The organism is Chitinimonas lacunae (assembly GCF_042650885.1).
GTDB lineage: Bacteria > Pseudomonadota > Gammaproteobacteria > Burkholderiales > Chitinimonadaceae > Chitinimonas_A > Chitinimonas_A lacunae.
The window spans coordinates 111,168-136,982 of record NZ_JBHSBU010000002.1; the positions used below are offsets into that span (position 1 = coordinate 111,168).

The window sequence follows — 25,815 nt, forward strand, 5'->3', positions numbered from 1 at the left end:
GCCGACCGTGCTAAGCACTGCCGCTCCGCTTTCTCCGCGTACCTTGCGCACCGTGCTGGCCTCGGTGGCCCTGGCTGCGCTGGGCTATCTGGCCCTGTCGCTGTGGGCAGGCTGGCGCGAGGTGCTGGCGGCGGTGCAGCTGGCCGGTATCGGTCTGCTGTTTGGCATCGCGCTGACCACGCTCAATTTCGCGCTGCGCTATCTGCGCTGGCGCTGCTATCTGGCGGGGCTGGGTCATCGGCTGCCCTGGGGCGAAGGCTGCTTGATCTATCTGGCCGGTTTTTCCCTGACCACCACGCCGATGAAACTGGGCGAAACCTTGCGTGGCCTGCTGTCGCTGCGCCACGGCGTCCCGCTTGGCCAGTCGCTGGCGATCTTTGTCAGCGAACGGCTGCTCGATCTGGCGATCGTGCTGGCGCTCGTGGCACTGGGCGGCAGCCGGTTTGCCATCGCGCAACCGGCACTGTGGCTTGGCTTCTTTCTGGTCGGCCTGATGCTGCTGACCTTGCTGCGGCCAGCCCCGTTGCAAAGGTTGACGGATATGGGAGCAGGCGCCGCCCAGTCCTGGCGCCGCTGGCTGGGCCGGCTGGCGGCGATGCTGCTGGAAACCCGTCGCTGCCAGCAACCCGTTCAGCTTGTGGTGGGGCTGCTGCTGGGGACGCTTGCCTGGACCCTCGAAGGCTGGGCCTTTCACAGCCTGCTTCAGACCATGGGCCTGCTCAACGACTGGCCGCTGGCGCTGTCGATCTATATGGTGGCCAAGCTGGTGGGGGTTCTGAGCATGCTGCCAGGCGGCGTCGGTGGCACCGAAGCGGCGATGGCCATGTTGCTCCATCTGGCCGGCGTACCGCTACCGGCTGCGGTGGCGGCCACCCTGCTGATCCGGCTGCTGACGCTGTGGTACGCCGTGGCAGTCGGCGCCGCCTCGCTGGGGCTTTATCTGGGCCGGACCCGACCATGAAAGTCTACCGATCCTGGGGCCGACTCTGCGCGCCGGCAGATCAGGTCCATATTCCTGATCATCGCGCCAGCGAGCTGCCGCCGCCCAGGCGCGACTGGCTGCCGGTCGGCCATGGCCGCAGCTATGGCGATGTCGGACTCAATGCCGAAGGTGGCGTGATCGATACCGCCAGGCTAGACCGCCTGATCAGCTTCGATCGCACAAGCGGTGTCCTGTGCTGCGAAAGCGGCGTGACACTGGCACAGGTGCTGGCACTGGCCGTGCCGTGCGGCTGGTTCCTGCCCGTCACCCCGGGCACCCGTTTTGCCAGCATCGGCGGCGCGATCGCCAACGATGTCCATGGCAAGAACCATCACAGTGCCGGCAGCTTCGGCTGCCATGTGCACGGTTTCGAGTTGCTGCGCTCCGACGGTAGACGGCTATGGTGCAGTCCCAGCGAGCATCCCGACTGGTTCGGCGCCACCATCGGCGGGCTCGGCCTGACCGGACTGGTGACCTGGGTGGCCTTGCAGCTGCGGCCGATCAACAACCCCTATCTGTGGGTCGAAGCGCGCCGCTTTGCCAATCTCGAAGCATTCTTTGCACTCGACGCCCAGGCCCAGCGTCGTCACGAATATACCGTGGCCTGGCTCGACTGCCTCGCCAGCGGCAAGGCGCGCGGCCGGGGCGTCTACTATGGCGGCGACCATGCGCCGCTGCTCGACCAGCTGCCGCCGTACCGCTCACGCGAGCGCAGCGTGCCGTTTACCCCGCCGATTTCGCTGATCAACGGCCCCAGCCTCTACGCCTTCAATACGCTCTACTACCGTAAGCCGCTACCGAAAGGTCAGGCGCTGGTGCATTACGAGCCGTATTTCTATCCGCTCGACGGGCTGCTGCACTGGAACCGCATCTACGGCCCCCGCGGCTTCTATCAATATCAGTGTGTCGTGCCCCCCCAGGATGCCCGGCTCACCCTCGATCTGCTGCTCGAACGGATCGCCCGCAGCGGCCAGGGGTCGTTTCTCGCCGTACTGAAGAGCTTTGGCGAGCGGCCCTCGCCTGGCTGGCTATCGTTTCCACGGCCGGGCTATACGCTGGCGCTCGACTTTCCCCAACGCGGCGAATCGACGCGCGCGCTGTTTCGTGAACTCGATGCCGTGGTGCGCGAGGCGGGTGGTGCGCTCTATCCGGCCAAGGATGCCTGTATGGATGGCGAACTGTTCCGCCATGGCTATCCGGCCTGGGAGCGGTTCAGCGAGTTTATCGACCCGGCGTTTTCGTCGGGGTTTTGGCGGCGGGTCAATCGCTGAGCAAAAATAAATTTTCATGAAAATTGTCTGCAAGACCTAGTCTTGTCTATTTGCATAAATAAACTTTTGAAGACGTAAATTGACTTGATCACTCCTGCCGAGGCCCGCTAGCTGCCCTATCCCGGCCTGCGACCTGAACCACGGCAAACGAGGGGGTAATCGTCGCTTTCCACCATATTCGTCTACCTAGGGTCCGTGACGACCGGCGAACGTTTATATCGATCCTTACCGACCCAAGCTGCGAAGGAAATCCTTGATGCGCAATGTCCTGATTTTCGGCGCGACGTCACGAATCGCCGAAGAAACGGCCCGTCAGTTGGTCGCACGTGGCTGCCGGCTGTTTCTGGTTGGCCGCAACCCCGCCAAGCTCGCGGCCATCGCCGCCGATCTGCGTACCCGGGCGAGTGATCCCGCCCATATCCATGCCCAGGCGGCCGATCTCGACCAGCTGGCTGACCACCCGACCCTGATCGAAGCCGCCGTGGCGGCCTTGGGCACCATCGATACGGTGCTGATCGCCCACGGCACTCTGCCCGACCAGCGTGCCTGCGAAGCCTCGGTCGAGCGCACGCTGGCGGAAATCCATACCAATGCCCTGTCGGTGATTTCGCTCTCCAGCCTGGTCGCCAACCGTTTTGCTGCCCAAGGCAGTGGCACGCTGGCCGTGATCGGCTCGGTGGCGGGTGACCGCGGGCGGCAGAGCAATTACGTCTACGGCTCGGCCAAAGGGATGGTCGATCTGTTCTTGCAGGGTCTGCGCAATCGGCTGGCTCGCCAGGGTGTTGCGGTGGTGACGATCAAGCCGGGCTTCGTGGATACCCCGATGACTGCCGCGTTCGACAAGAAAGGGCTGTTATGGGCACAGCCCGCCACGGTCGCCGCCGGCATCGTGGCCGCCATCGACTCGGGCCGTGAAGTGGTTTATCTGCCTTGGTTCTGGCGCTACATCATGTTGATCATCCGCACGATTCCCGAGCGGATCTTCAAGCGACTGTCGCTGTGAGGCCAGCCATGGAACTGGCGCTTTTCGACTTCGACGGCACCTTGACCGACCGCGACACCCTGCTGCCCTTTCTGCGGCAACTGGCCGGACGGCGCGATTACTGGCTGGGGATGGCCAGGATGTCGCCTGCGCTGCTGGGCTATGCCGGCGGCCTGATTCCCAACCATATCGCCAAGGAAAGGCTGCTGCAGCATTTCCTCGCTCCGCGACCGGCCAGTGAAATTGAAGCCGTGGCCGCCCGTTTTGCCAGCGAGGCCGTGCCGCGCTGGTTGCGGCCTGGCGTCCTCGCGAAACTGCGCGAACACCAAAAAGCCGGCCATATCTGTCTACTCGTCAGCGCCTCGCCTGAGCTTTATCTCAACCATGTCGCCCGTGACCTCGGCTTTGCGGCGCTGCTCTGTACCCGGCTGGAGAAGCAGGACGAACGCTATAGCGGCCGGCTGCTCGGCGCCAACTGCCATGGCCCGGAGAAGGTGCGACGGATCGAGTCCTGGCTTTCTGGCCGGCAGCCTGGGCTTATCCACGCCTATGGCGACAGCAGCGGCGACCGTGAAATGCTCGCCATGGCCCAGCATGCGCATTACCGGCCACGTTAGCAGTGGGTGACTTCTGAGGAAATTTTTCGGAAAAATGACTGCAAGAGTGAGAGCGGGAACAAGAGATAAAGTCTTGAATGGAGACGCAAATCGCTTTCCCGCTCGCTGACAGGTCGCTTTTGTAGACGTTTTTGGTAAAACCGCTGCGATCGACCCGCTTCAAGTAGACGTCAATGGGAGCCATTACAGGTAGACGCGCATGGTGTAGCAAGTTGCTACAGATCGGTTGAAGTAGACGGCTATGGGAAGATTTCTGTTTCCATAGCCTTGTAGTAAACGTTTATGGTGGAATTTCTCTGCTTCAGCCAGTCAGAAAATATCCGCATCGGCCATATTGAAACCCAGCACCGCCTCGACTTCCGCTTCGCTGCAAGACGAATCGAACAAGCGGTAGGTAGGGAATACCGGAGGTGTCCAGCCTCCCTGGCCAAAGCCCAGCCGTGCCAGGGATGCCTGCTGGCTGGGCAACGCCCAGGTCGAGATTCTGCGCACCCCTTGCAGCGCCAGCCTGGCCGTGAGGCGCTCCCAGGCAAGCCGGGCAGCGGTGAAATCGGCTGGCAGACAGGCATCGACCAGCCAGGCTTCGCGCCCCATAGTACGTGTCACCAGATAACCGGCGGCGCCCGACTCATCGTAGCGACGGATCAGCAGTTTTAAATATTGCCGACCGCTTTGCGCGGCAAATCGCCAGTCGAGGAAACGGGCATTGCGCACCAGTCCCAATACCACGGCCGACTCGCGCTGACGCCATAGCCGTTCGCTTTCCTCCCCAAATCCGTCTACCTGTTCGAGCACCGCTTCGCTACCAAAAGCGTATGCCTCGGGCGACGGTGCGGGACAGTGCCATAGCGCCGCCGCCGGCAGTCGCCGGTAGTGCAGCATCAATTCGCCGATCCGATACGACGTCTCGGAAGGAAAGCCATAGAGCAAGGCCATCCGCTCGTCGCCTGCGCCGGTATAGCGCTCGAAAAACGCCTCGGCCGTCTGCACGAACGGGCCGCGCCGACCACCACGATAGGCCGGATGGCTGAATACATCGCGGATCTGTCCGAGCCAGAATGGCTGTCCCCGATAAAGCGCCCGATGGCGGGTCGCGCCGTAGAACGCGGCCAGTGCCCCGTTCTCGGCATCGAAAGCTGCCATCGCACAAGCCCCGTCGGGAGCGTCGCGGTAGATCCAGTCCCACACCGCCTGCGGGCGTGGCCGATGGAAAGCCAGGGCGAAATTGCGCCGGATCACCGGCCAATCGGCTTCGGTAGGGGCACGAAACAGCAGCTTCATGGCGCTTGCTCCTCGACCGGCAACACCCGGGTCGTCTGCATCAGGACTTCATAGCGGCTGTGGTAGCGCTCGCGTAGCGCCTCACCCCATTTGTCGCGCATATAGACGATCTCGGCACGCCATTGCGGATCGTCCTCGGCGGTGCGGCCACGCGTGCTCGATTCGGCGTGGATCAACTTGGCATCGACCGCCTGTACCACCCGCCAGCCCATCGCGCGCAAGGCCAGGCAATGGTCGACATCGTTGTAGCTCACCGCCAGCTGCTCATCGAAGCCGCCCGCATCTTCCCAGGCACTGCGCCGCACCAGCATGCAGGCGCCGGTCACGGCCGAGACATTGCGACTTGCCGCCAGCTCACGGCGCGAGCCCCATTCGTCGATATTGGAGGCGATAAAGTCGGTCGAGGTGACGATCCCGTTATGTTGCAGCCCACCGTCCGGAAAACTCAGCGTCGCCCCCACCGCCCCCACTGCGTCGAGCGCCAACCAGCGCGCCATATGTTTGAGCCAGTTGGGTTCGAGCATTTCGATATCGTCGTTGAGCCACAGAATCCACGGCTCCTCGCTATGGCTCACTGCCCGGTTGTTGATCGCCGACCAGTTGAACGGCCTGTCGTCGTCGATCACCTGTAGACGCGGCTCACTGCCGGCGAAATGATCGAGCCAGGCCCGCAGGGCCGGCTCGGCCCGGTTGGCCACCACGGTGATATGGAGCGCCGGATAGTCGGTACCGTGACATAAGCCATTGAGGCAGCGCTGCAAGCCGGTCAGATGACGATGGGTCGGGATCACCACCCGGATCGGCTGCCAATCGACCGACCACTCGGCGTATACCCCGGGATAGTCGGCCTGCCAGCCTGCCTGAGCCGTCAGCCCTCGTGCGGCGAAATGGGCTTCGAGTGCACTGACGGCGGCAGCCTGGGCCCAGGGCTTGGCCGACATGGCATAGGCCACCGAACCCGGTGCGGCACGCCAGTCATAGCAGGGTCGCTCGATATGGACGACTTGCTCGCTATTGAGCCGGGCCGCCAGCCGCAGAATCAGGTCGAAATCCTGCGAACCGTGAAAAGCCTGCCGCAAGCCGCCCAATTCGCGCAGCAGCGCCGCCTCGACCACGGTCAGATGGTTGAGGTAGTTCATCGACAGGACCAGCTCGGGCGACCAGTCGGGCTTATGGTAGATATTGAGCACAGCGCCGTTGGCATCGATGGTGCGGCTGTCGGTATAGACCAGACGCGCCTGCGGCTGGGCAGCCAAGGCCAGGGCCATTTCCAGGAAGGCCTGCGGACTCAGCCGATCATCGTGGTCGAGATAAGCCACCCAGTCGCCCTGGACCAGATCGAGCCCGTCATTGCTGGCCGCCACGATGCCGCCACGCTCGCTGCGGCGCCGCCAACGGGTGCGGCTGGCCTGACGCGGATCGGCCAGCCAGTTTTCCACCACCGCCCAGGTATCGGTCCGGGTCGAGCCATCGTCGATCAGGCAAAGCTGCCAGTTGTCGTAATACTGATTGGCCAGGGACTGCAAGGCTTCGGCCAGATAATGGGGCGGGGTATCGCATACCGGCAGGATGACCGAAAAGCGCGGTCCGCGCCGTGCCAGCGCCGCTGCCGCACAACGCAGCGGCAGCTCGTCGGCGCCGTCGAACCAGCCCAATGCTGCCGCTGTCGCGGCAATCTGGCGCTGATTGCGCTCAGCCTGCTGCAAGGCCTGCTGAGTCTGCTCCAGTTCCTGCACCAGACGGGCTGCACCCTGCCGCATGGCACCCAACTCGCCTTCGAGCCGGTTGATCCAGTCGCGCAGCCCCTTGAGTCCGGCCCCATCGAGCCGCTCGGCGATGCGGCTGCGGACCACTTCTTCCCAGGGAGCGTAGCCCTTGGCCTGATGCAGCGCCGCTTCATCCTGGCCTTCTTCGCCATAGAGACGGTATTCGCAACCGATCAGATCGAGATGGCCAAAGCGCAATCGGTCATCGACCAGGCGAGCCAGCAGATCCCAGTCTTCATAGGCTTCGAGCGATTCGTCGAAACGATAGCGACGCAATACGGCCGTCCGGCACAACAAGGCATGCAAGGGAATGAAATTGCCAAGACGCAGCCGCTCGGCCGAGAACGGCAGATTCTTCTCGCCCAGCGATTCAGCGGGGCTTACCGAGCCATCGGCTTCGCGGCGGCAACGCCGCACACGACAACCGGCATAGACCAGATCAAGCCCGCTTTCGCTATGCAGTTCGCCCAATAGGGCCGCATAGTGGTCGGGGTAGACCACATCGTCCTCGTCGAGAAAGGCGATATATTCGCCACGGGCGGCCGCCACGCCGAGATTGAGGTTATGGCTGCGTGAGGGCTTGCCGGCAATGACCCGGCAGGCCAATAGACCAAAACCCGACAGATCGGGCTCGCCCTCGCCAAACCACACCAGCACGACTTCCAACTGGTCATAGGTCTGGTTTTGCAGACTGGCCAGCGCATTGACCAGAAACTGCGGGTCACGCGCCCGCACCACCACCGAGATCAGCGGCCGGTTCTCGAAAAAGCGCTGCGGCGAGCCATCCCACAAGAAATTCAGATAGGCCTCGGCCCGGGCTGCACCACAGGCCACCCCACGCAGCCGGCTTAGCGCATCGATATGGCCCGAATAGTCATAGAAGCCGAGTTGACTATGATGGCACTGCAACGCCGCCAGTTTCTTCGGGTAGACGGCGCTGATATCGAGATGGCGGTTGACGGTCGGATTGGGCTGGATGGTCTCGTAGAACCATAGCTCGCCCTGCCAGACCCCGGTCAGCGCATTGAGAACGCCACGGCAGACGCGGCGATGATCGTCATGGGCCTCAGAAGTCGCCGGCAGCAACAGGCAATCTGGCTGCCAGCGTTCGATGGCGGCGCGGTAGCGCTGGGCGATCTCGCCGTCGATGGGGATGGCGCCGTCGCGGTAATCCCAGAACTCGACCGTTTCCACCCCGAGCGCCGCGAGTCCCGCCCGGCTCTCCTGCTGGCGGTCGCTGACGGTGGTGTGGGGCGCGAGTCCAGCGCCGCCATCGCTGATCACAATGACCGTGATCTCGCTATCGGCCGCGGCTTCGAGCGCCAGCAGCCCTCCGCAGCCCAGCACCTCGTCATCGGGATGGGGCGACAACACCAGCCAGCGGCGTTTCATGCCGGGTTTTCCTTTTCGCGCAGTGGCGCGACCCGGCGCAGCCAATCAGCCAGCGGACAGGTCGGCCATTCGGTTTTCAATAATCCGTAGCGCCAGACATCGTGCCGCTGTCCGTCCTCGCCACGGATCTCACCCCGCAACACCCCTTCCCGGCACACCGAGAAACGGGTCAGCGGACCATGGGCGGCGGCATTGTCGGCCAGTACCTGGAAGATCAGCTTATCGAGCCCAAGCAGGGTAAAGCTGCCATCGATTGCCGCATGCAGCGCTTCCCAGGTACAACGGGTGCCGCGGCCACGGGCCAGATAGAGCGAGAGTTCGCCCTTGCCGTTGTGATGATCGAGTGCCGACAACAGTACCGCCCCGATAGGAATATGGCTGGGGGCGTGCTCGATCACAATGCCGATTTCTATCGGAGGCTCGAAATGGGCCAGCCATTGTTGCCGAGTGGCCATGGCTTCGAGCGTCGGATAAGCCCAGGATTGTTGCGGCTGGAAAAAAGCGAAGGCCGGATCGACCGCCCACTCGAACAAGGTGGGGAGGTCGTCCGGCCCTTGCAGGCGCAGATCGATATGATGACCGCGATACAGCAGGCGGGACACGCGGCCTAGCTACCGTTGCCGTAGGTCGTGCCGCAGGTCTGTACTTTCACTTGGTCCAGTTCCGAATAGGCGAACTGGTTCCAGTCGCTGACATTGGGCGGAATCACCAGGGCTTGCAGATAGAAGGTGCCATTGAGCGCCATCGGAAAACCCTTGGCGCGCAGTTTTTCCAGATTGACCGGCACCGTTACCGTACCGAAGCCAGCCTTGACCTCGGCCGCGTCTTCCATCCGTGGTGATACGCCATAAATGAACGAGGTGACGATGGTCAGGTTTTGCCGGCCGATCCGCAGTTTGGGATTGAGCGCCAGATGGAAAGAGTCGTCGCGATCGGTCGCCGCGGCCAGAAACACCTGAGCACCATCGCGCAGGCCGGTCAGTACCGTGGACATGATTTGCGGATTGCGACCATTGCACAGCATCACCATGCCGTCGCCGTAAGGGTTGGCACCGTAGGCATTACCCAGCTCGATTTCACCAGCTTTAGGCAGTTCAACCAAAGATAGTTTGTCAGTGGTCAGCTGCTCGAAGGTCGGCGTTACCGCGGCCATCGCTTGATGACCAATTAGCACCGGCAAGGTTGCGGCCTTACCCGTCAGCAGAAAATGCGCAAAGCGGTTTTTCATAGCTGCCTCCCATGGCAGGTAAAAGTTCCGCTTCAGTATTTACTGTTTTGTAAAGATTTCAACGTGAAAATGACCTGTGGTGCGCAGAAAAAAACAATGAAAAATCAGTTATCTAGCGCTTTTTTCTACTGCAAGAGTAATGAAAGACTGAGCACTACGGGGGATTTGTAGCAAGTTGCTACACAATCGGAAAACAGCAGGAAAGGCAGTACGGCATAAATAAAGAGATCAGCAAACAGGTGATTGTCACTTTATTAACTATTCTTCATTTATCTACACCAAATATTGCGCATGAATTTCACATTTTTTTCTACGTGAAGAAGGTCTTGCTTGCGGTCTGAAAAATAGAAAGGTGTAGCAAGTTGCTACACCACCCTGCTCAATGTTCTGCTTCACCTAACAATTGCAATACGAAACCGCGCAACTGTTCCTGCTGTGCCGGAGCCAATACCCCGGCTGCCAACTTAAGTTGCACACCTCTCTCGTCAGCATAAAAACTACCGACCCGGCGACCGGCACGGCGCAGCACATCGGGCGTACTGGTTTCGACGTCGGCCGAGCCATTGGCCAGCAATTGAGTCAGCAGACCTGCCAGCTTCCCTTGCTCGATCTGACCAGCTTCGAGCCGGTCAAAAGCCGTCGCCAGCGCCGATTCAACCGTGGTGGCCGGCGCCGTCTGGGCCTGCAACACCCGTTTCAGCTCAGCCGCAGCCGCCCGCGACAGCAAACGCGGCCGAACTTCGAGTCGGGCTTGCACTGACAGCGGCAGCGCTTCAAAAGCGTAGTAGCGGTACATATCTTCGCGATTGAGGCCCAGGGCTTCGGCCAGTCGCTTGCGAGTGGGAAATAAAGTCTCGATCCGCCGTAGTGCCCGACCGATCTCGTAGTCGGAGAGATCCTGCCGGTCCAGATTCTCGGTCAGCGCCAGCACCGCCAGATCGGCGTCTTCGGCCGGAATCAGCAAGGCTTCGATACTGGGCCGGCCAAGCAGCCGATGGGCACGCCAGCGGCGTTCGCCGGCGACCAACTGATAACGCTCGCCAACCTGACGCACGCTGATCGGCTGCAATAGACCGACTTCGGCAATCGAGCTGGCCAGGGCATCCAGCTCGGCCTGCGGAAATTCACGGCGCGGCTGGTAAGGGTTGGGGTCGATCGACTCGACTGGCAACTTGAGATGCTGGCGACCAACATCGAGTTCGGCTTCCTGCTGTGCCGCGGCATGGCGCTGGTTGTTCTCGGCCAGTTTCTGCGCCAGCAGCGCCTTGAGATTCTTAGCCATTACTTGCCGTCTCCACCTTGAGTCCCAGCTCCTCGGCCAGATGCAGAGCCAGTTGCCGGAACTCGCGCGATACCTTGGCGCTGCGGTCCAGCGTATGCAGGCTGGTCTGGGCCATCGCGGCCTGATTGACCTTGGTACTGGTGGGAATACGGATCGGCAGCAGTTTGCCGATCTGCTCACGGGCCGCACCTTCAAGCAACTTGCACACGGTCTGGCGCTCGTCATGCTTGATCAGCAGGGCACCTAGCAATTCAAGACGAGGATTAATGCGACGGATACGCGTAACGTGTTTCAGCAGGTCCGTAACGCCATACATACCGTATTGCGAGCCCGACTCGATCGGAATGATCAGATGGCTGGCTGCGGCCAAGGCATTGCTGGTCAGCAGCTTCAGACTGGGCGGGCAATCGATCAAGATCAGGTCATACAGGCCTTCGAGCGGAATCAGCTTGCCGCGCAGCTCTTCGGAGGGACGAGGCGTTTCATCTTTGAGCTCATCCTCGGCTCGCCCGAGGCCGAGCGAGCCATAGATCAGCGAAACCCCTTCGAGGTAGGTGTCTTCGTGAATGGCCAGCGGCAGCTTCTCGACTTCAGACAGCAGCAGCTCGGCACAGGTGACGGTCACTTCGCTCGGATGCTTTTTACCGATATGCAGACTGGCATTGGCCTGGGGATCGAGATCGATCACCAGTACCGACAGGCCCATACGTCCGAACTCGGCGGCCAGATTGACCACGGTGGTGGTTTTGCCGCAGCCGCCCTTGTGGTTGGCCACGGCGATGGTCTTGGTATCTTTGCTCATGCGTGATCGATCGGGTGAAAACCCGTGCACGATAGCGCATGACGCACTGACTGGCTACGTTGGCAGAAGCAGGTGTAGCAATTTGCTACACCTGCAACACGATCAGGCTTCGACTAAGCCTGGCAATGGACGTGGCGGGAAAGCCAGGTCGAAATCCCGGCCATACAGCGCCAGATTGGGGTTATAGGCCGGATCGTTCTCCAGCTGCCCCTGCCAACGGGCCAGCATATGGTCGATTTCCGACTGGAAACGGGCTTTCTTGGCCGGCGTATCCTCACTGCCACGCGAAGCCGATTCGTGGTGATACAGCTCCGCATAGGGCGTCCACAGATTGCGATAACCTGCTTCACGGACCCGCAGACAGAAATCGATATCGTTGAAGGCGACTTGCAGTCTTTCGTCGAGCCCACCCACCTGGTCGTAGATCGATTTCCGCACCAGCAGGCAGGCACCTGTCACCGCACTGAAGTTCTGCACCAGCGCAGCCCGGCCGAAATAGCCCGGGTGGCCACGCGAATGGCGCAGATGGGCATGGTTGGCCACGCCACCCAGGCCCAGCAGCACACCGCCGTGTTGCAGCCGCTCGTCCGGATACCACAGTCGCGCTCCCACACAGCCCACGCCCGGCCGCAGCGCCTGGGTCACCATTTCATCGAGCCAATCCTCGCTGATCACTTCCAGATCGTTATTGAGCAGACCGACGATTTCGCCACGCGCCAGCGCTGCTGCCGCGTTATTGAGCCGCGAATAGTTGAACGGTGAATCGTCCCGCAGCACGCGCACATTGTCATGTTCGCGGCAGATCCGTTCGAGGTAGTCGAGGGTGGCCGGCTCGACCGAGCCATTGTCGACCACGATAATCTCGAACGCCCGGTAGCGGGTCTTTTCCAGAATGCTGTCCACACACAGCGACAGCAGCTCGACCTTGTCGCGGGTCGGGATAATCAGCGATACCAGCGGCTTCTCGGCCGGCAGCTCAAAACACACCCTATACATGCCGCTTGCTTCCGGCGCGTCGATCGCCTCGCCGGCATAGCCATTACGTTCCAGGTGCTCCTGGAGCGCTCGCTTGGCTGCGATCGAGGCATAGGGCTTCTCGCCGATCGTCAAGGCCGTGCTGCCGGGCAGGATGCGCCAGTGGTAGAGCACGCGCGGGATATGGTGGATACCCTGCTGCTTGCAGGTATCGATGGCCCGCAGCGCCAGATCGTAGTCCTGTGAGCCTTCAAAGCCCTGGCGGAAACCGCCGATCTCGCGCAGTAGACTGGCGCGGTAGACGCCAAGGTGGCTGATGGTGTTCTGGCCAAGGAACAGATCGTAGTTCCAGTCGGGCTTGAAGTACGGTTCGCACCGTACCCCATCGCTGTCGATCTTGTCCTCGTCGGAATAGATGATATTGGCCTCAGGATGCTCGGCCAGGGTATGAGCGACCCAGAACAAGGCATCGGGTGCCAGTAGGTCGTCATGGTCGAGCAGGGCGATATAGTCGCCGCCGGCCAGTGCCAGGGCATCGTTCGAGGCCAGCGAGATATGGCCGTTCTCGCTACGGAAGTGCACCTTGATCTGCTCGGGGTAGCGCGCCGCATAGTCACGCAACAACTCGCGCGTTTCTTCGCGGGTCGAGGCGTCGTCGGCGATGCACAGTTCCCAGTTCGTGTAACTCTGGCGCCGTACCGACTCGATGGCTGCAGCCAGCCAGCGCCGCTCGGTATTGTAGGTCGGCATCACCACCGAGATCAGCGGCTGCGCCGGCAGGGCGGCGATGGCCTGCTCGACCTGCTCGCGGCTCGGCTCGTTCAAAGCACTGTAGTGCTCCAGCCAGTTCGGGTAGTCAGTTTCGACCGGGGCAGTCTCGGGTTTGAGGTCGTTATGCTCGATCAGATAGAGCGCCAACCGATAGCAGGTCAGCTCAGCAAGCGGCTCGTCCACGGTAGCCGCCAGCACGAAATTACCGCGCAGCCGGCCAACGGTATGGATCACGATACGCCGGTCCGACATCGCCAACGGCTCGATCAGCTCCTGCAAGGCCGGGGTATCAAGACCATCGAGATGAAGTTCCCAGGCTGGATAGAGCTGATAGCGCACCGCATCGACCGCGCGCAGCAGATCGGCCGGGCTGGCGCCATGAGCCGACAGCCGCACCGTGATCTGCGGCCGGACCTTGAAGCCGTCGATATGGGCCCGCATGGCGCGCCGGAATTCATCGGTCAATTCGGGACAGGGCGCAAAGCAGCGCAGGAATTCCCGATAGGTTTCCGGGAAAACCGGCGCAACCGCTTGCACCGCCGGCGGCAAGGCTGCCGGGGGCGGCTCGGGGATCTGTACCGGGTCGGGCAGACGCCATTGCGGCAGCGGCGCCACCGCAGGCAGCTCGACCTGGCCCGGCAGCGTGACCGAGGCGCCGATCAGGCGACCGGCTCTTGCCTGCAAGCGAGCCAGGCGGGTAGCCCAGCGCCAGCGGGCTGCACCGAAGATATCGCCCACGGCCCGATAAAGCGTCTCGGCCCGTGCCTGCCGATCGCGCACCAGTTGGTCGAGATCGTGGATCAGACGGTCACGCTCGCCCAGCGCCTGGGCCAGACGCTGCCGCTCGATCAGACTGCCGCTCAGCTCGCTGCGCAAATGCTCCACCGTGGCGAGTCGCTCGCTCAGCTCACGCTGTTCCACTACCTTGAGATGGAACAAGGCAGTAATCCGATGCAGCGAAGCGCGGGTATCGCCCAACTCACACTGCAATACATGGATTTGCTGGGTCAGATTATCGATATGCTGGCGGGTCGCCTGCTGAGCCGCCGCATACTGGGCCTCGATCTCGCCGCAGCGAATCTCGCGCGCCTCGATTTCTTGTTCCAGCAGTTCTACCTGTGCCACATGGGCTTCGGCATTGGCCTGGTACAGCGAGCGAGCCGCGTCGAGTTCGGCTTCGAGCGCGACCACTTGCTGGGCAGCCGCCTCATGGAGCGCTTCGACCCGAGCCAGCGTCTGGCTCAGTTCGCTCTTCTCACGTACCAGACCAAAAGTCGCCAGTGAGCGCTGCAAGACATCGAACAGCCGCTCACCCGGCATTTCAGGTAGCCATTTATGGTAGATCTTGAGATGGTCTGCCACGATCTGTGACATCGCAGCCGTCTGGGCACCCGAGTTGTTCTGCGTGCCCAGCCGATAGACTGCACTGGCGCCCGTCACCAGCTGGAAATTACCGAGTCGGCCTAGTTGCAGCCAGAAATCCCAGTCTTCATAGCATTCGAAATCGGTATCGAAGCGGCAGCCGGACGCCAGCACGCTACGGCGGAACAGCACCGAGTGGATAGGCAGGGCATTGCCGACTGCCATGCGCACCGGATCGTAGATTTCACCGAAACGCTGGCTAAGCGGCTGACCCTGACGATCGACACAACGGGTTTCGCTATACACCGCCACCAGGCTGGGCTCGCTATTGAGTACCGGCAACAAACGGGCGATATGGTCGGGTTCGAGCCAATCGTCGTCATCGAGGAACAACAGGAATTCGCCACGCCCCGCATCGAGTGCCGTATTGGCGGCGATGGCGCGCGGGCGGCGCTGCTCGGTGCCGACAAAGCGCAGCGGGAAACGGCCGCAATGCTCACCAGGATTATCCTGTTCAGGCACCGCCGCCACCACCACCACTTCGAGATTGGGGTAGGTCTGTGCTGCCACGCTATCGAGCGTCTGGCGCAGGGTGTCACGATTGGCAGCACGGATCAGCACCGAAACCAGCGGCGCCTCGCCGACCAACAGCGGTATATCGCACTGGCGGGTCGATTCGGAACCGAAGAAGGCCAGCAATTGGTGGGCGAGTCCGGCGGCCGGATGAATCTCAAAGGCTTCGACCAGTTTGACCGAGGCATCGAGCGTATAGGAACGCTGCCGATTCATCGCCTCGACTTGCTCGTGGTAGGGCTGCTGGACCAGTTGCGAGCCAAAGCAGGCCATGGCGGCCCGCTTGCGCGGATAAACCGGCGTTGCATCGAGCAACAGATTGGGACGTAGCGACACACCGACTTCGTATTGCACGAAGTAACGCTCACCACCGAGCCGACGCACGGCCTCGAAGGCGCAACGGGCAGCAACACGATGGTCGGGATGGACTTCAAAGAACGAGGGCGCCAACACCAGATCGGCCTGGTAGCTCTCAATCTCTTGCCGCATCCGCTCGATCAAGCTCTCCTGATACCCCAAGCCACGGTCGGGATAGCCCCAGCACAGCGGGGCCTCATATCCCAGCAGTTCGGCAGCGGCACGGCTTTCTGCCAGACGAGTACGGGCAATTTCGCTCTCGGCCGAATCAGCCCCGGCAGTCAGCAGGATGACCCGCACACTGCCGCCCTTTTCCAGGCAGCGGGTGATCGCGGCACCGCAGCCGAATACCTCGTCATCAGGATGGGGAGCGAAGACCAGCATGCGCTGGCCCGGAAGAGCGGAAACCGCTTGGTATGGAATCAGGTCGGATTCGGTGTAATGCATTGTTTCAGCAACGGGCCTCTCGGACGAAGCCGCGATTGTAGTTTCTTGTCGCCCTTCTTGGGAAACCAGATGTAGCACAGGCCAATGTGTAGCAAGTTGCTACAGTGCTGACGCTGGACAATGCTGACGATCAACCAGCCAATCTATCGACTGCTTAGGAGGTGCCATGGACTCCCCACCCGCCCCCTTACGCTGGGAAAGTGCCTCACGTTATTACCCAGCCTGGGTCCAGCAGGATTTGTTTGAAGAATGGGCGCTATGCCGCGTCTGGGGCAATGAGGACAGCCGTGGCGGCGGCCAACGTTCGAGCCTGTAGCGGACCTCGCAAGCGGTCTGCACAAGCTGGAACAACTGGGTAAGGTCAGGCTGCGTCATGGTTATCAGTTGGTGACACCCACACCATATCCGTCTACTTCTAACGATACTCCGACACTTTCACCTTAAAGCGCTCGAACTTCCACCATATCTGTTTACTTGAGCGTATTGGCTCATCGATAGACGATCGAGCCGTGTCTTTTCCACATCTCTTATTGCAATTACCAATAAAAATTGTATTTGTTTTAATTTATTGCTATCTATCTAGCACGTATTCTGCACAATATTTTAATAAATCACCCCTCCGAGCCTTCCGACCCGATGGCTCCGCAACGCCGCCTGCCGATACAAGCCGATCTGGCCCAGAGATCAATATTCAAGCCAGCCGAGCAGCCTTGCAGGCTGATCTCATTATTTTTTAACCAAAATCCGGTCTTGTTGAGGTGAAATCAGACGCTGTTTTCAGGTAGACATTCATGGGAAAGCTTTCCCCATCAGCCATTACCTGATGTTCTCAGCGCGGCCGGCTGCCGCTGATACCGCGCCAGGCGTCGAGGATGCCGGCGCAGGCGTGACGCATCCGCGCCGGCCGCTGTTGGAACAGGCAAAGTTGGATCGCCACCTTGAGGGCGAGTTTGATCAGTTCACCAACCCGCCAGCGCAGAGGGATATAGCGGCGACGCGCCAGATAAAGCGCATTGCGGAAGAAATAGTAGTTGCGGGCCGGGGCGTGGACGGGGATCCGCCGCTGGCTGGCGGGCAGCTTGATAACCCGGTCGCCCAGATCGTGCTGCAAGCGCGCCTGCTCGACCACATAGCAGGGCAGGCCACAGGCCAGGGCCCGCCACCCCCATTCGACATCGACATACTGGATAAATAGGCGCTCGTCGAAGCGACCGATCCGCTTGAGGCTGTCAAGTGGCAGCAAGAGTCCCGAGTTGATGGTGTAGGCCACCGGGATCGTTCCGGGCTCGGCTGGCAGATCAAGCCGCGGCAGACGCGGGGCGCTATCGAGTTTGCGGTCGAGGTAAAGCGGCCCGAGCGCACCCGGGAGTAGACCACGTTGCCGCAGTCGCGCTTCAGCGGCCAGCAGCTCGGCCAGCATGCCGGGATCACAGAGACTGTCCTGGTCGAAAGTCTGCAAGTGACTCGCTCCGAGCCGCTCTGCTTCTTCGATGCCAAGGTTGTAGGCAGCCGCCAGACCCAGATTGCACGACTGCGGCAGCCAACGGAGCCAGGGCGCGTAGCGTGCTGCCAGCTCGGCGGGTGGATGGGGGGAGGCATTATCGATCAACAGAACCGCATCGACCTGGCCGTGCAAGCTGACCACAAGGGCATCGAGCTTGGCCAGGTCGGGGGCATGGCTGACGATCAGGGCAACGATCACGACAGGCCGTACCACTGGCGATGCTGTGCCGCCACCATGGCAGCGGTCGGTTGGGCCTTGAGCCAGCGCTCGCGCACCGGCGTCAAGCCAGCGGGATCGGCCGCAAGTGCCTGCTCGATGCCACGACGCAGCGCTGCGGGCTCGGGCGCCACCAGGATCGCGTCGCTGCCCGACAGGACTTCCGGCACCGCGGCCACCGCCGTGGCAACCACCGGCAATCCCGCCAGCATCGCCTCGACATTGGCAAATCCGTAGGACTCGGTCAGCGAGGCACTGACATAAAGGTCGGCAGCAGCCAGATACGAGGCAATATCGTCAGAGACGGTGAAATCGCAACGCACACCCAGTCCGGCCGCCAGCACGGAGAGCGGATAGACATTGCCTTCGCCAAGCAGCAACAGACGCAGCGAACCGGGATAGTCGGCGCAGGCGGCGATCAGCCGATCGAAACCCTTCATCGGAATCAACTGGCCAACTGCCACCAACACCCGCTCTTCGTCATTCCAGCCCAGCGCAGCCCGGGCTGTCGTGCGCGGGGGAAACGCCATTGGCGGCAGCGGATGAGGCAGCACCTGCCAACGCTCGCCCACACGGCATCCCAGTTGTGCTGCGGTATCGCGGCGACTGGCCTGACTCAGAAACACCACCCAGTCAAGCCGGGTCAGCACCCTGCGCTCCAATGCCGCTCCGAGACGGCGTAGCCAGCTGGGTAGGGGCTGGACATGGTGGTGAATGGCGTGGGTGGTACTGTCGAAGCTGTGCTGGGTCAGTCCGCAGCGGAGCTTGTCGCCACGTTTGCGGGCTTGCAGCACTCCCCAGGCAATACCGACATCGTGGACATGAATCACGCCAATGCCACGCCGCCGTGCTTCTTCACAGGCATAACGACCCAGGGCGACACAGTGGCAGATCTGGCGGATCAGACCGAGATCGCGATAAGCGATAAAGCATCGGCCGGCCCAGCGATTGATGCGAGCAGCCCAGCGCTCGGCCTGATCGATCCAGGCAGGCGGCAGATCGGCAGGCGAGAGGCACAGCACTCGTAAGCCGCTTTCCTGCAAGGCCTGGCCAAGCAGGGTGACACCTTTGCCCAACCCATAGCGGGCTTCGGCCGGCAGCACCCGGCTGACCAGCAATACATCGTATTCAGCCACTTTCATCGCAAGGCGCGACCCTTCAACCAGGGAATACAAGCCGCATGGCCATTGAGTGCCGTGTAGTAGCGGGTCAGTGATCGATACATCAAGCAACCCTGTCCGGCCACCTGCGTGGCCTGCTCAGGCGAGGCGAAATCGACTTCGAGCAGAAAACCGGCGCGTTGCAAGTCGTCGCGATTCAACACGGCGGCCACATCAGGTCGTGCCATCCGGGTCAGGCGGATTGCTTCGGCGCGATAAGGCGCGAGCAGAAACAGCTGCTGTTGCTGTTCCTGATCGCCCAGATCGAGCCAGCCCCCTAGGCGCAGTGTGCGACCTTCCACCACAGCCTGATCGAGGTGGCCACCTTTCACGGACAGCATTGGCTTAACCGGCAGTTTCTCGACCACGATAGCGTCACGCTCATCAAGACGTTTCGCTTCCACCGGCAGACCCTGGTAATAACCGAGTGCCCGCGCCTGCCACAAGATATCGTGAGCGGTATGCTGCGACCAGAACAGATAATGACGGCCATTGAGCTGAGGAGCGAATGATTGTTCGCGCAGTGTCAGTCCGGCCTGCCAAAGCGGAACAATGGCAAATACGATGGCGACAGTAGTGCCAACCGAGGCGGCGGTCAGTGCGTAATTAGCCAGCGATCTTTTGAGAAAGTCGCGATAACCAATCGTCAACAGAATGAGCAGCAAGCCTGAATTGATGCTGTAACGCGATTCAAGCAATGCCTCGGCACCATATTGACCGCGATTCACGGCGGCTGAAGCACAAGTCACCAGCAGAAATAGCAACGAGCACAGCAGTGGTGCATGTTTGCCCCAGTTGCGCTGACGCAGCAGTAAATTGGCTGACAAAAGGCTGATCACGAAACCTAATGCGCAGGCGAAATAAACGTCAGGGGCAAAAGCACCAATAAAGATAAAGATGTGGTAGAAAACCTGGAGCCAGTCTTCAGGCCAGCGCGCAGCAAATAGCAAGCCGACCGGGAAGGTTTTTCCCACCCAGATATAAAACACCAGCAATAACAGGGCCACACCCGTCCATAATATGGCGCGGGAATCTCTGCGGATCAGGCAAGCAAGAAAGATCAGCCAGGGGACAAATAATCCATTGGACTGACTCATTCCAGCCAACAGTGCAAGACCGATCGCAACGAGCTGAAACTTCACTTTCTCGCTATAGGCAAGATGAAAGCTCAGTAAGGCCAGCAGCAATACGCCAAAGCCGGACAGCGATACCATGGGCCAGAGGCTGGCTTGCCAATATCTGGGGTTGAAGAACAGAACAGCCAGGGCGAACCAGAATAGCGGGTGATCTGTTTCTTCCCGGTAGTATTTCCAGAGAAACAGAAACAGCGCCAACCACTGTAAATTGCCGAGCCAGAGCAGGGCACTGAAATCGATCTGGCCAGTTATCTGCTGATAAAGCAGTGCCACTGTCCGGACCGAAGTCAGCACATGGTAGAAATTAGGCTCGAATAGATAGTCGACCAGTGAAACATTACCCAGCAGATAGCGATTCAGATGATCAAGGACTGCCTCATAATCATCCGAAATCGGCACATCGAGTGCCCAATTCGCCAATCCTGCAAAGAATATTGCTACCGGTAGTATCCATAAATAGTGCAATGGCGAGCCATTCATGGACAAAGAAAGATTTAGATTTCCTGGATGGGAAGATCTGAGATTTTCCATAAGCCGAGCGTCTTGTCCGAGAAAATGCCGTTTTCAGCCAGATAACGCTCATCAATACTGACCAAGGGCGGCGGGAAACTGAATGGCGCAGCCTGGAGGTTCAATGGGCGCCATTCACCAGTCAGGATATCCTTATTCTTTCTGTCTGGTGATGCGAAAGTCGTGGTCAGCAGATAGGTCGCGCCACTGGCTCTCATATTCCGTAAAGTTGCTCTGATATCCTGATAGCTAAAATGTACCAATGCATCGCGGCATAGTATTAAATCGACGCCGGGAGCAATGTCATTGGTCAGGTCGAACTCGATGAATTTACGATTTTCGGCTTCGTAGAGATCCCGATTGGCCTCAATCAGATCGGGAACGATATCACCACCCTGATAGGCAATTTTCAGGTTCATTTCACGGAACCAGAAAAAATCGCCGCAGGGAGCATCAAAAATAGAGCGGATGCCGTAATTCTCGATAAGACGTGGAATCTCTTCCCGGATGGCAGCGGTATTCGCCAAATTAGAACCGCTGCCCGAGCGGCTTTCTGCATCGCCCCACAGATTTTCCTGATAGATCACTCGAAACTTGCGGTGCTTGCTGTACACGCGCAATCCAACCCAATTGCGAAATCGGTGGAAATAAGCCTGCAACATGGATTTGGCCTTCAACGAAAATCGGTGTCGCCACCCATCAGCCACCAGCGATTGCGCAGCGTATGGGGGGCCGGACCGTCAGTCCAGATATTGGTCGGAATTCTTACGTCAGGATCGGAGCGCTTTCCGCCCGTTGCAACGAAGTCCTCGGCATATGGCTCGCTGATCCAGCAGAATAACCGGCTGGCTCCCTGACTGGCGGCGATTCGACGAGCCTTGTCGACCAGTCCGGTGATAGCACGGCGGGGGGCGAGCAAATCGATCAGTTCGATCGATTCGCCATGCGAGCGCAAAACCAGAATTCCCAATGGGCGGCCAGTGAGTCGGTGAGCGACCGACCATATCTGGTAGTCATGGTGAGGATGATCGTAATAGCGATGTTGCAGATGTGCCTGATCACGGACGCCGATGATGCCGTCGTTGAAATCTGCCGCCATCGCAGACCATAAACGATTAATGGTCGCGGTATCGGGCTTAGCCAGCACGGCACGATATTTCCAATCGAAACGACGTGGATCGGTGTCCCAATCGATCTGGCTGATAGCCCCGACTTCAGCATAAAGACCGAGCCGCTCGGCCGCTCCCATATGGCGGGCATTAGGGAAACCGAAACCGATAGGATGTTGACTGCCCCAGCCACACCAATTTTCTGCATAGGTGGCCATGCCCTGAGCAAGCGGTCCACGTCTGGATAGCACGCCACGCTCGCTGGGTTTGACCATCACATCGCCAATCTGGCAGGCCAGCACGGGTTTGCCTTGCAGTAATATCCGACGGGTCATGCCGCCATAGTGGCCGACCATTTCGTCGCCAAGCCAGACACCTATCTGCTGGCCCCGGTTTTCAGCGTACTTCCAGAACCATAACTGTCTACTGATCTCACTATTGAAGCAGTTGTGGAACAGTTCCTGGAATTGCGCTAACTCACTTTCGAGGAAAATCCTCGATTGCCAGCGAGTTTTCGGGCCAAGTTGAAGGGTAATGGAATAAGTATCGTCGCTGAGTGTCCGTGAATCGACGATTTGCAGACCCAGTCGTTCGGCCTGCGCTTCAAAATGCGGGAGGTAAGCGTACTGGTCTTTTTCCCAACCATTTCTATTAGTGCAGAAACAGTCAGTGACGATGAATTTGCCGTGCTCAGCCAATAGTTTGCGGGCAGCCTGCAATACACCGGTCACTGTCCATGCCTGGGTCAGATGATCAGCAATGATTAGTTCGAATTGTTGCTGGCAAGCGTAGACCGAAGGCAAGTCAGGAAGACAAATATGGTGTACTTTGCTGACCGGCGCAGCTCCTCCAAGAATCACGACAGTCACTTCTTCTCCAGTCAATGGAGAGAGCGTCGGATCATTTGGAGACTGTTGGACAATTTCAACCATATCAGGACTCGACTGTTTCCAGCGTCTTGATCCAGCGATGAGGAATGGAGACCAGTCCTTGCTCTAGGTCATGCTGACTTACATAGAGTTTGCCGACATCGAGGGCTTGTTCATAGATATGTAGACCTCTTTCGCAGAGTAAGAAAGCGGAAATCGTGTATTCACCTTTTAACAAGGGAATAGCCGGAAACTCCAGCTTTATCCTTACTTTCCCGTCTTCATCTCTTGGTGAGAAAACCTGATCATTAAGATTGCCTGCTGAACAGACAGTTCGGCCATCACTGCTGGTGATACCGATAGCGATGGTAGGTGTTGGCAGATGCGATGGCGCATCGTAAGTCATCTCGATCAGCAGATTGCTTTTTCTGCTGCGGACGGCCAATTCTCGACCTTGGATACCATCGGCGCTCAGGATGATGCTGCGGATGCGGGGTAGATCGGTGTCTCCGCCATGGTTTCCGGTATGAAGAGACTGAGGCTCACTTTCCTTGCTCGAAGCCAGTGAAATCTCATAGCGGGAAACGATAGGGGGTGGAGGACCGATTTCCCTTACCCGTCCTTTTTCGAGCCAGATGACCCGATTGCAGATCGATTCGATCTGGTACATGGAATGTGAGCAGAAAAGAATCGTCTTTCCGGCTTCTTTCATTGCCATGATCTTATCGAAGGATTTTCTGGCGAAAATGCCGTCGCCGACTGAAAGTGCTTCGTCGATGATCAGGATATCCGGATCGACATTGATGGCGACAGAGAAGGCCAGTCTGACGTACATCCCGCTGGAGTAGGTCTTGACGGGCTGATCGATAAATTCGCGGATGCCCGAGAACTCGACGATTTCCTCGTAGCGCTCTTCGATCTCTTTTTGCGACAACCCAAGGATCGCGGCATTGAGAAAGATATTCTCTTTGCCGGTGAAGTCAGGATTAAAGCCAGCACCGAGCTCGAGTAGTGCTGCAACACGACCGTTTACTGCAACTGTGCCGCTGGTGGGTGTGAGTGTGCCGCAGATCAGTTGTAACAGGGTGGACTTACCAGCGCCGTTGCGACCGATGATGCCGATGACCTCGCCATGGTCGACGTTGATGGTCACGTCCTGTACGGCCCAGAACGATTTCTCATAGCGTTTCCATCTGCCAAACAGGAACTGCTTCAGACGGTCCTGAGGACGTTCGAACAGGTGGTAGCACTTGGAGACTTGTTGGAGCGAAAGGGCCCAATTGGAGCTCATACAGCAGATGGGGAAGGACGTGAGAGACGCGCGATGATACCAGACGTTGCCATCCTTACCTGCTGATGCGGTTTCGTCGTTTGTCTGAGGTAACGGTTTATGGTGAGACGAGTTAGCTAGCTTTTAAAATTCATTACTAACTAACTATTAGCATGCCGTAGGGTTTTGATATTTAAGGCTATTTTTCTTATTCGGTAGCGTTTTATGGTGGAGAAGTAACGCTTTATGGTAAGGATTCAGGCATAAGTAGCGTTTTATGGTGATGTTTGGGTAACACTTTATGGTGGTTGTGGTTGCGCTTTATGGTATCAGGTTTACATTTATGGTTTTTGTGTTGTGGATAATTCTTCAACATTTTGTTTGAAAAGAGATTTTCGCCAATTCATGGCAGGTTTTTATTTTTTTCGGTAGACAGTCATGGGAGACGGTCTGCGGTGGGCTGTGGATAATTTTTATCGTTCTCCGGTATACAGTTGTGGTGTTGACGGCCCAGGGGGGACTGCCTAAGGTTGCGTCTAATTTCCATGATGTTTACCGGTGAGCGTTTTGGAGCAACTACCCGAGCAACTGGCGCTTGAGATCTATGACAAGGCGGCCGGCACCTCCATTACCGAGGTGCCGCGAGATATTGGCTATCGCCGCAACAACATCACGATCCACGTCAACAGCGGCCTTGGTCTGTTTGGTCGCAAGATCATCAACGCCTGCTTCTACGTCGCCAAACCCTATGTGCTCGAGCGTGACCTGCACGAAGTGTCGCTCGACTACTTCAAGTGGCTGTGTAAGCTCGAAAACTCGAACAACCACACTTATCTCAAGCGCGAACTGACCAAGGTCCAGCAGACGCTGATCCAGATCAATATCATTGACCCGGAGCATCCTGACCGGGACTTCTGGCATTCGATCCCGTTTATCTCCTCTTTCACCATCAAGGGCAGCAAACTGTACTTCCGGCTGCCTGAGGAGCTGCGGCGGCCCTTGCATGACCCCAGGCAGTACACCTATCTGAGCCTGCGCATCATCAACTACTTCACCAGTGAATACGCCCTGACCCTGTATGAGCGGCTGGCGAGCTGGAAATATCTGGGCAAGACCCACTGGATCTCGGTGGAGGAATTCCGCCAGATCACCAATACCCAAGGCCAGAAATCCTACGACGAATTCAAGTTTCTGCGTGCCCGGGTGCTCAATCCTGCGGTCAAGCAGATCAATGAGTATTCGGATATCCGGGTCAAGGTGGAGGTCAAACGCGAAGGCAAGCGGATTTCGCATCTGCGCTTCTGGATCGAAGATAACCCCGACGGCAAGTACAAACAGTCGCTGCACCACCTGGAAAACCTGGAGCACGAGCTGGCCCAGATCCTCAAGAACGAATTCGGCCTGTCGGCGGCGCAGATCAGCGAAGTGCTGCAACAGTACAATCGTGATTACATCGTGCAGAAGATCGAGTTTGTCCGGGCTCGTATTCGCAATAATCGGGTGCGCAAGGTCAGTAACCCCGGCCTTTATCTGCTCAAGGCGCTCAAGGAAGATTTCTCGCTCAGCCAGCTTGAACGTGAACGTTCAAGCCCGCGTCTGGAAATCGAGAAACTATTGGGGGCGGCCGATGACCAAGATGAGCCCATTGAGCAGCCAGCTATTGCCACTTGGTGGCACGACGAGGCGAGTCTGCTGGAGGCCTGGGAGAATCTGCCCAAGCCCAAACGCGATGAAATTCACGCCCGCTTCAAAGCCTCCCCTGAGTACGGTCTGCTCAAAGGTGTGTCGGGCCTGAATCTGCGCCGGCTTGATCTGAGCAAGTCGTTGGTACGGATGCAGTTCCTGGCCTTCTTGCAGCGGGAGCGGTTGATGGGACTGGCACTGGCTTCAAACTGAGCTTGGCGCTGGGGTACAATCACGAGTTAACTATTTGAGTCCTGTGGGACGAGCGAT

19 protein-coding genes are annotated in these 25,815 nt (G+C 59.2%); 6 read left to right on the forward strand and 13 right to left on the reverse strand.

Translation table 11 applies throughout. The features are described 5' to 3' along the window. Positions 1 to 7: 7 nt before the first annotated feature. The 4 genes from ACFOW7_RS20885 (at position 8) to ACFOW7_RS20900 (ending at position 3,852) form a co-directional block, all read left to right on the forward strand. Complete coding sequence (locus ACFOW7_RS20885; RefSeq protein WP_378168322.1) at positions 8 to 961, forward strand: lysylphosphatidylglycerol synthase transmembrane domain-containing protein; 954 nt, start codon at positions 8 to 10, stop codon at positions 959 to 961. Beyond that, positions 958 to 2,253, forward strand: coding sequence for an FAD-binding oxidoreductase (locus tag ACFOW7_RS20890; protein WP_378168324.1), 1,296 nt, complete (start codon positions 958 to 960; stop codon positions 2,251 to 2,253). The genes ACFOW7_RS20885 and ACFOW7_RS20890 overlap by 4 nt, the downstream gene beginning before the upstream one ends. A gap of 256 nt (positions 2,254 to 2,509) precedes the next feature. Beyond that, positions 2,510 to 3,256 (forward strand): SDR family oxidoreductase, encoded by a 747-nt coding sequence (locus ACFOW7_RS20895; protein ID WP_378168326.1) that lies wholly within the window; start codon positions 2,510 to 2,512, stop codon positions 3,254 to 3,256. Between the two features lie 8 nt (positions 3,257 to 3,264). Next, positions 3,265 to 3,852 carry an HAD family hydrolase gene (locus ACFOW7_RS20900; protein ID WP_378168330.1) on the forward strand — a complete coding sequence of 196 codons (588 nt, stop codon included), beginning with the start codon at positions 3,265 to 3,267 and terminating at the stop codon, positions 3,850 to 3,852. A gap of 309 nt (positions 3,853 to 4,161) precedes the next feature. On the opposite strand, the gene ACFOW7_RS20905 is transcribed toward ACFOW7_RS20900, so the two are convergent. The 7 genes from ACFOW7_RS20905 to ACFOW7_RS20935 form a co-directional block, all read right to left on the reverse strand. After that, positions 4,162 to 5,133 (reverse strand): GNAT family N-acetyltransferase, encoded by a 972-nt coding sequence (locus tag ACFOW7_RS20905; protein ID WP_378168332.1) that lies wholly within the window; start codon positions 5,131 to 5,133, stop codon positions 4,162 to 4,164. Then, positions 5,130 to 8,291 carry a glycosyltransferase gene (locus ACFOW7_RS20910; RefSeq protein WP_378168334.1) on the reverse strand — a complete coding sequence of 1,054 codons (3,162 nt, stop codon included), beginning with the start codon at positions 8,289 to 8,291 and terminating at the stop codon, positions 5,130 to 5,132. The genes ACFOW7_RS20905 and ACFOW7_RS20910 overlap by 4 nt, the downstream gene beginning before the upstream one ends. Next, positions 8,288 to 8,893, reverse strand: coding sequence for a GNAT family N-acetyltransferase (locus tag ACFOW7_RS20915; protein ID WP_378168336.1), 606 nt, complete (start codon positions 8,891 to 8,893; stop codon positions 8,288 to 8,290). The genes ACFOW7_RS20910 and ACFOW7_RS20915 overlap by 4 nt, the downstream gene beginning before the upstream one ends. A 5-nt stretch (positions 8,894 to 8,898) precedes the next feature. After that, positions 8,899 to 9,519 carry a hypothetical protein gene (locus tag ACFOW7_RS20920; RefSeq protein WP_378168338.1) on the reverse strand — a complete coding sequence of 207 codons (621 nt, stop codon included), beginning with the start codon at positions 9,517 to 9,519 and terminating at the stop codon, positions 8,899 to 8,901. 379 nt (positions 9,520 to 9,898) lie between these two features. After that, complete coding sequence (locus ACFOW7_RS20925) at positions 9,899 to 10,801, reverse strand: ParB/RepB/Spo0J family partition protein (RefSeq protein ID WP_378168340.1); 903 nt, start codon at positions 10,799 to 10,801, stop codon at positions 9,899 to 9,901. After that, positions 10,794 to 11,603, reverse strand: a complete 810-nt coding sequence (locus ACFOW7_RS20930) for a ParA family protein (protein WP_378168342.1) — start codon at positions 11,601 to 11,603, stop codon at positions 10,794 to 10,796. The genes ACFOW7_RS20925 and ACFOW7_RS20930 overlap by 8 nt, the downstream gene beginning before the upstream one ends. 102 nt (positions 11,604 to 11,705) lie before the next feature. Next, positions 11,706 to 16,025: a glycosyltransferase gene (locus tag ACFOW7_RS20935; protein ID WP_378168344.1), complete on the reverse strand. Its 4,320-nt coding sequence runs from the start codon at positions 16,023 to 16,025 to the stop codon at positions 11,706 to 11,708. 229 nt (positions 16,026 to 16,254) lie between these two features. On the opposite strand from ACFOW7_RS20935, the gene ACFOW7_RS20940 reads away from it, so the two are divergent. After that, positions 16,255 to 16,404, forward strand: coding sequence for a hypothetical protein (locus ACFOW7_RS20940; protein WP_378168346.1), 150 nt, complete (start codon positions 16,255 to 16,257; stop codon positions 16,402 to 16,404). Positions 16,405 to 16,917: 513 nt separating this feature from the next. Here the strand turns inward: ACFOW7_RS20940 and ACFOW7_RS20945 are convergent. From ACFOW7_RS20945 to ACFOW7_RS20970, 6 genes are read right to left on the reverse strand one after another with little or no spacing between them, the layout of a single operon-like run. Continuing rightward, on the reverse strand, positions 16,918 to 17,805 hold the full coding sequence (locus tag ACFOW7_RS20945) for a glycosyltransferase family 2 protein (RefSeq protein WP_378168348.1): 888 nt from the start codon (positions 17,803 to 17,805) through the stop codon (positions 16,918 to 16,920). Next, entirely contained in the window at positions 17,787 to 18,950 is a 1,164-nt protein-coding gene (locus tag ACFOW7_RS20950) for a glycosyltransferase family 4 protein (protein WP_378168350.1), read from the reverse strand. The genes ACFOW7_RS20945 and ACFOW7_RS20950 overlap by 19 nt, the downstream gene beginning before the upstream one ends. After that, positions 18,947 to 20,635, reverse strand: coding sequence for a hypothetical protein (locus ACFOW7_RS20955; protein ID WP_378168352.1), 1,689 nt, complete (start codon positions 20,633 to 20,635; stop codon positions 18,947 to 18,949). Before ACFOW7_RS20955 ends, ACFOW7_RS20950 begins: the two co-directional genes overlap by 4 nt. Continuing rightward, the gene (locus ACFOW7_RS20960; RefSeq protein WP_378168354.1) at positions 20,599 to 21,276 is read right to left on the reverse strand and encodes a class I SAM-dependent methyltransferase; all 678 of its coding nucleotides are present in this window, start codon (positions 21,274 to 21,276) and stop codon (positions 20,599 to 20,601) included. The genes ACFOW7_RS20955 and ACFOW7_RS20960 overlap by 37 nt, the downstream gene beginning before the upstream one ends. 11 nt (positions 21,277 to 21,287) lie before the next feature. Beyond that, positions 21,288 to 22,655, reverse strand: a complete 1,368-nt coding sequence (locus tag ACFOW7_RS20965) for a GNAT family N-acetyltransferase (protein ID WP_378168356.1) — start codon at positions 22,653 to 22,655, stop codon at positions 21,288 to 21,290. Position 22,656: 1 nt separating this feature from the next. Next, positions 22,657 to 23,883, reverse strand: coding sequence for an ABC transporter ATP-binding protein (locus ACFOW7_RS20970; RefSeq protein WP_378168358.1), 1,227 nt, complete (start codon positions 23,881 to 23,883; stop codon positions 22,657 to 22,659). Between the two features lie 546 nt (positions 23,884 to 24,429). Between ACFOW7_RS20970 and ACFOW7_RS20975 the strand changes: the two genes are divergently transcribed. Beyond that, complete coding sequence (locus ACFOW7_RS20975) at positions 24,430 to 25,758, forward strand: replication initiation protein (RefSeq protein ID WP_378168361.1); 1,329 nt, start codon at positions 24,430 to 24,432, stop codon at positions 25,756 to 25,758. The last annotated feature ends 57 nt before the right edge of the window (positions 25,759 to 25,815 follow it).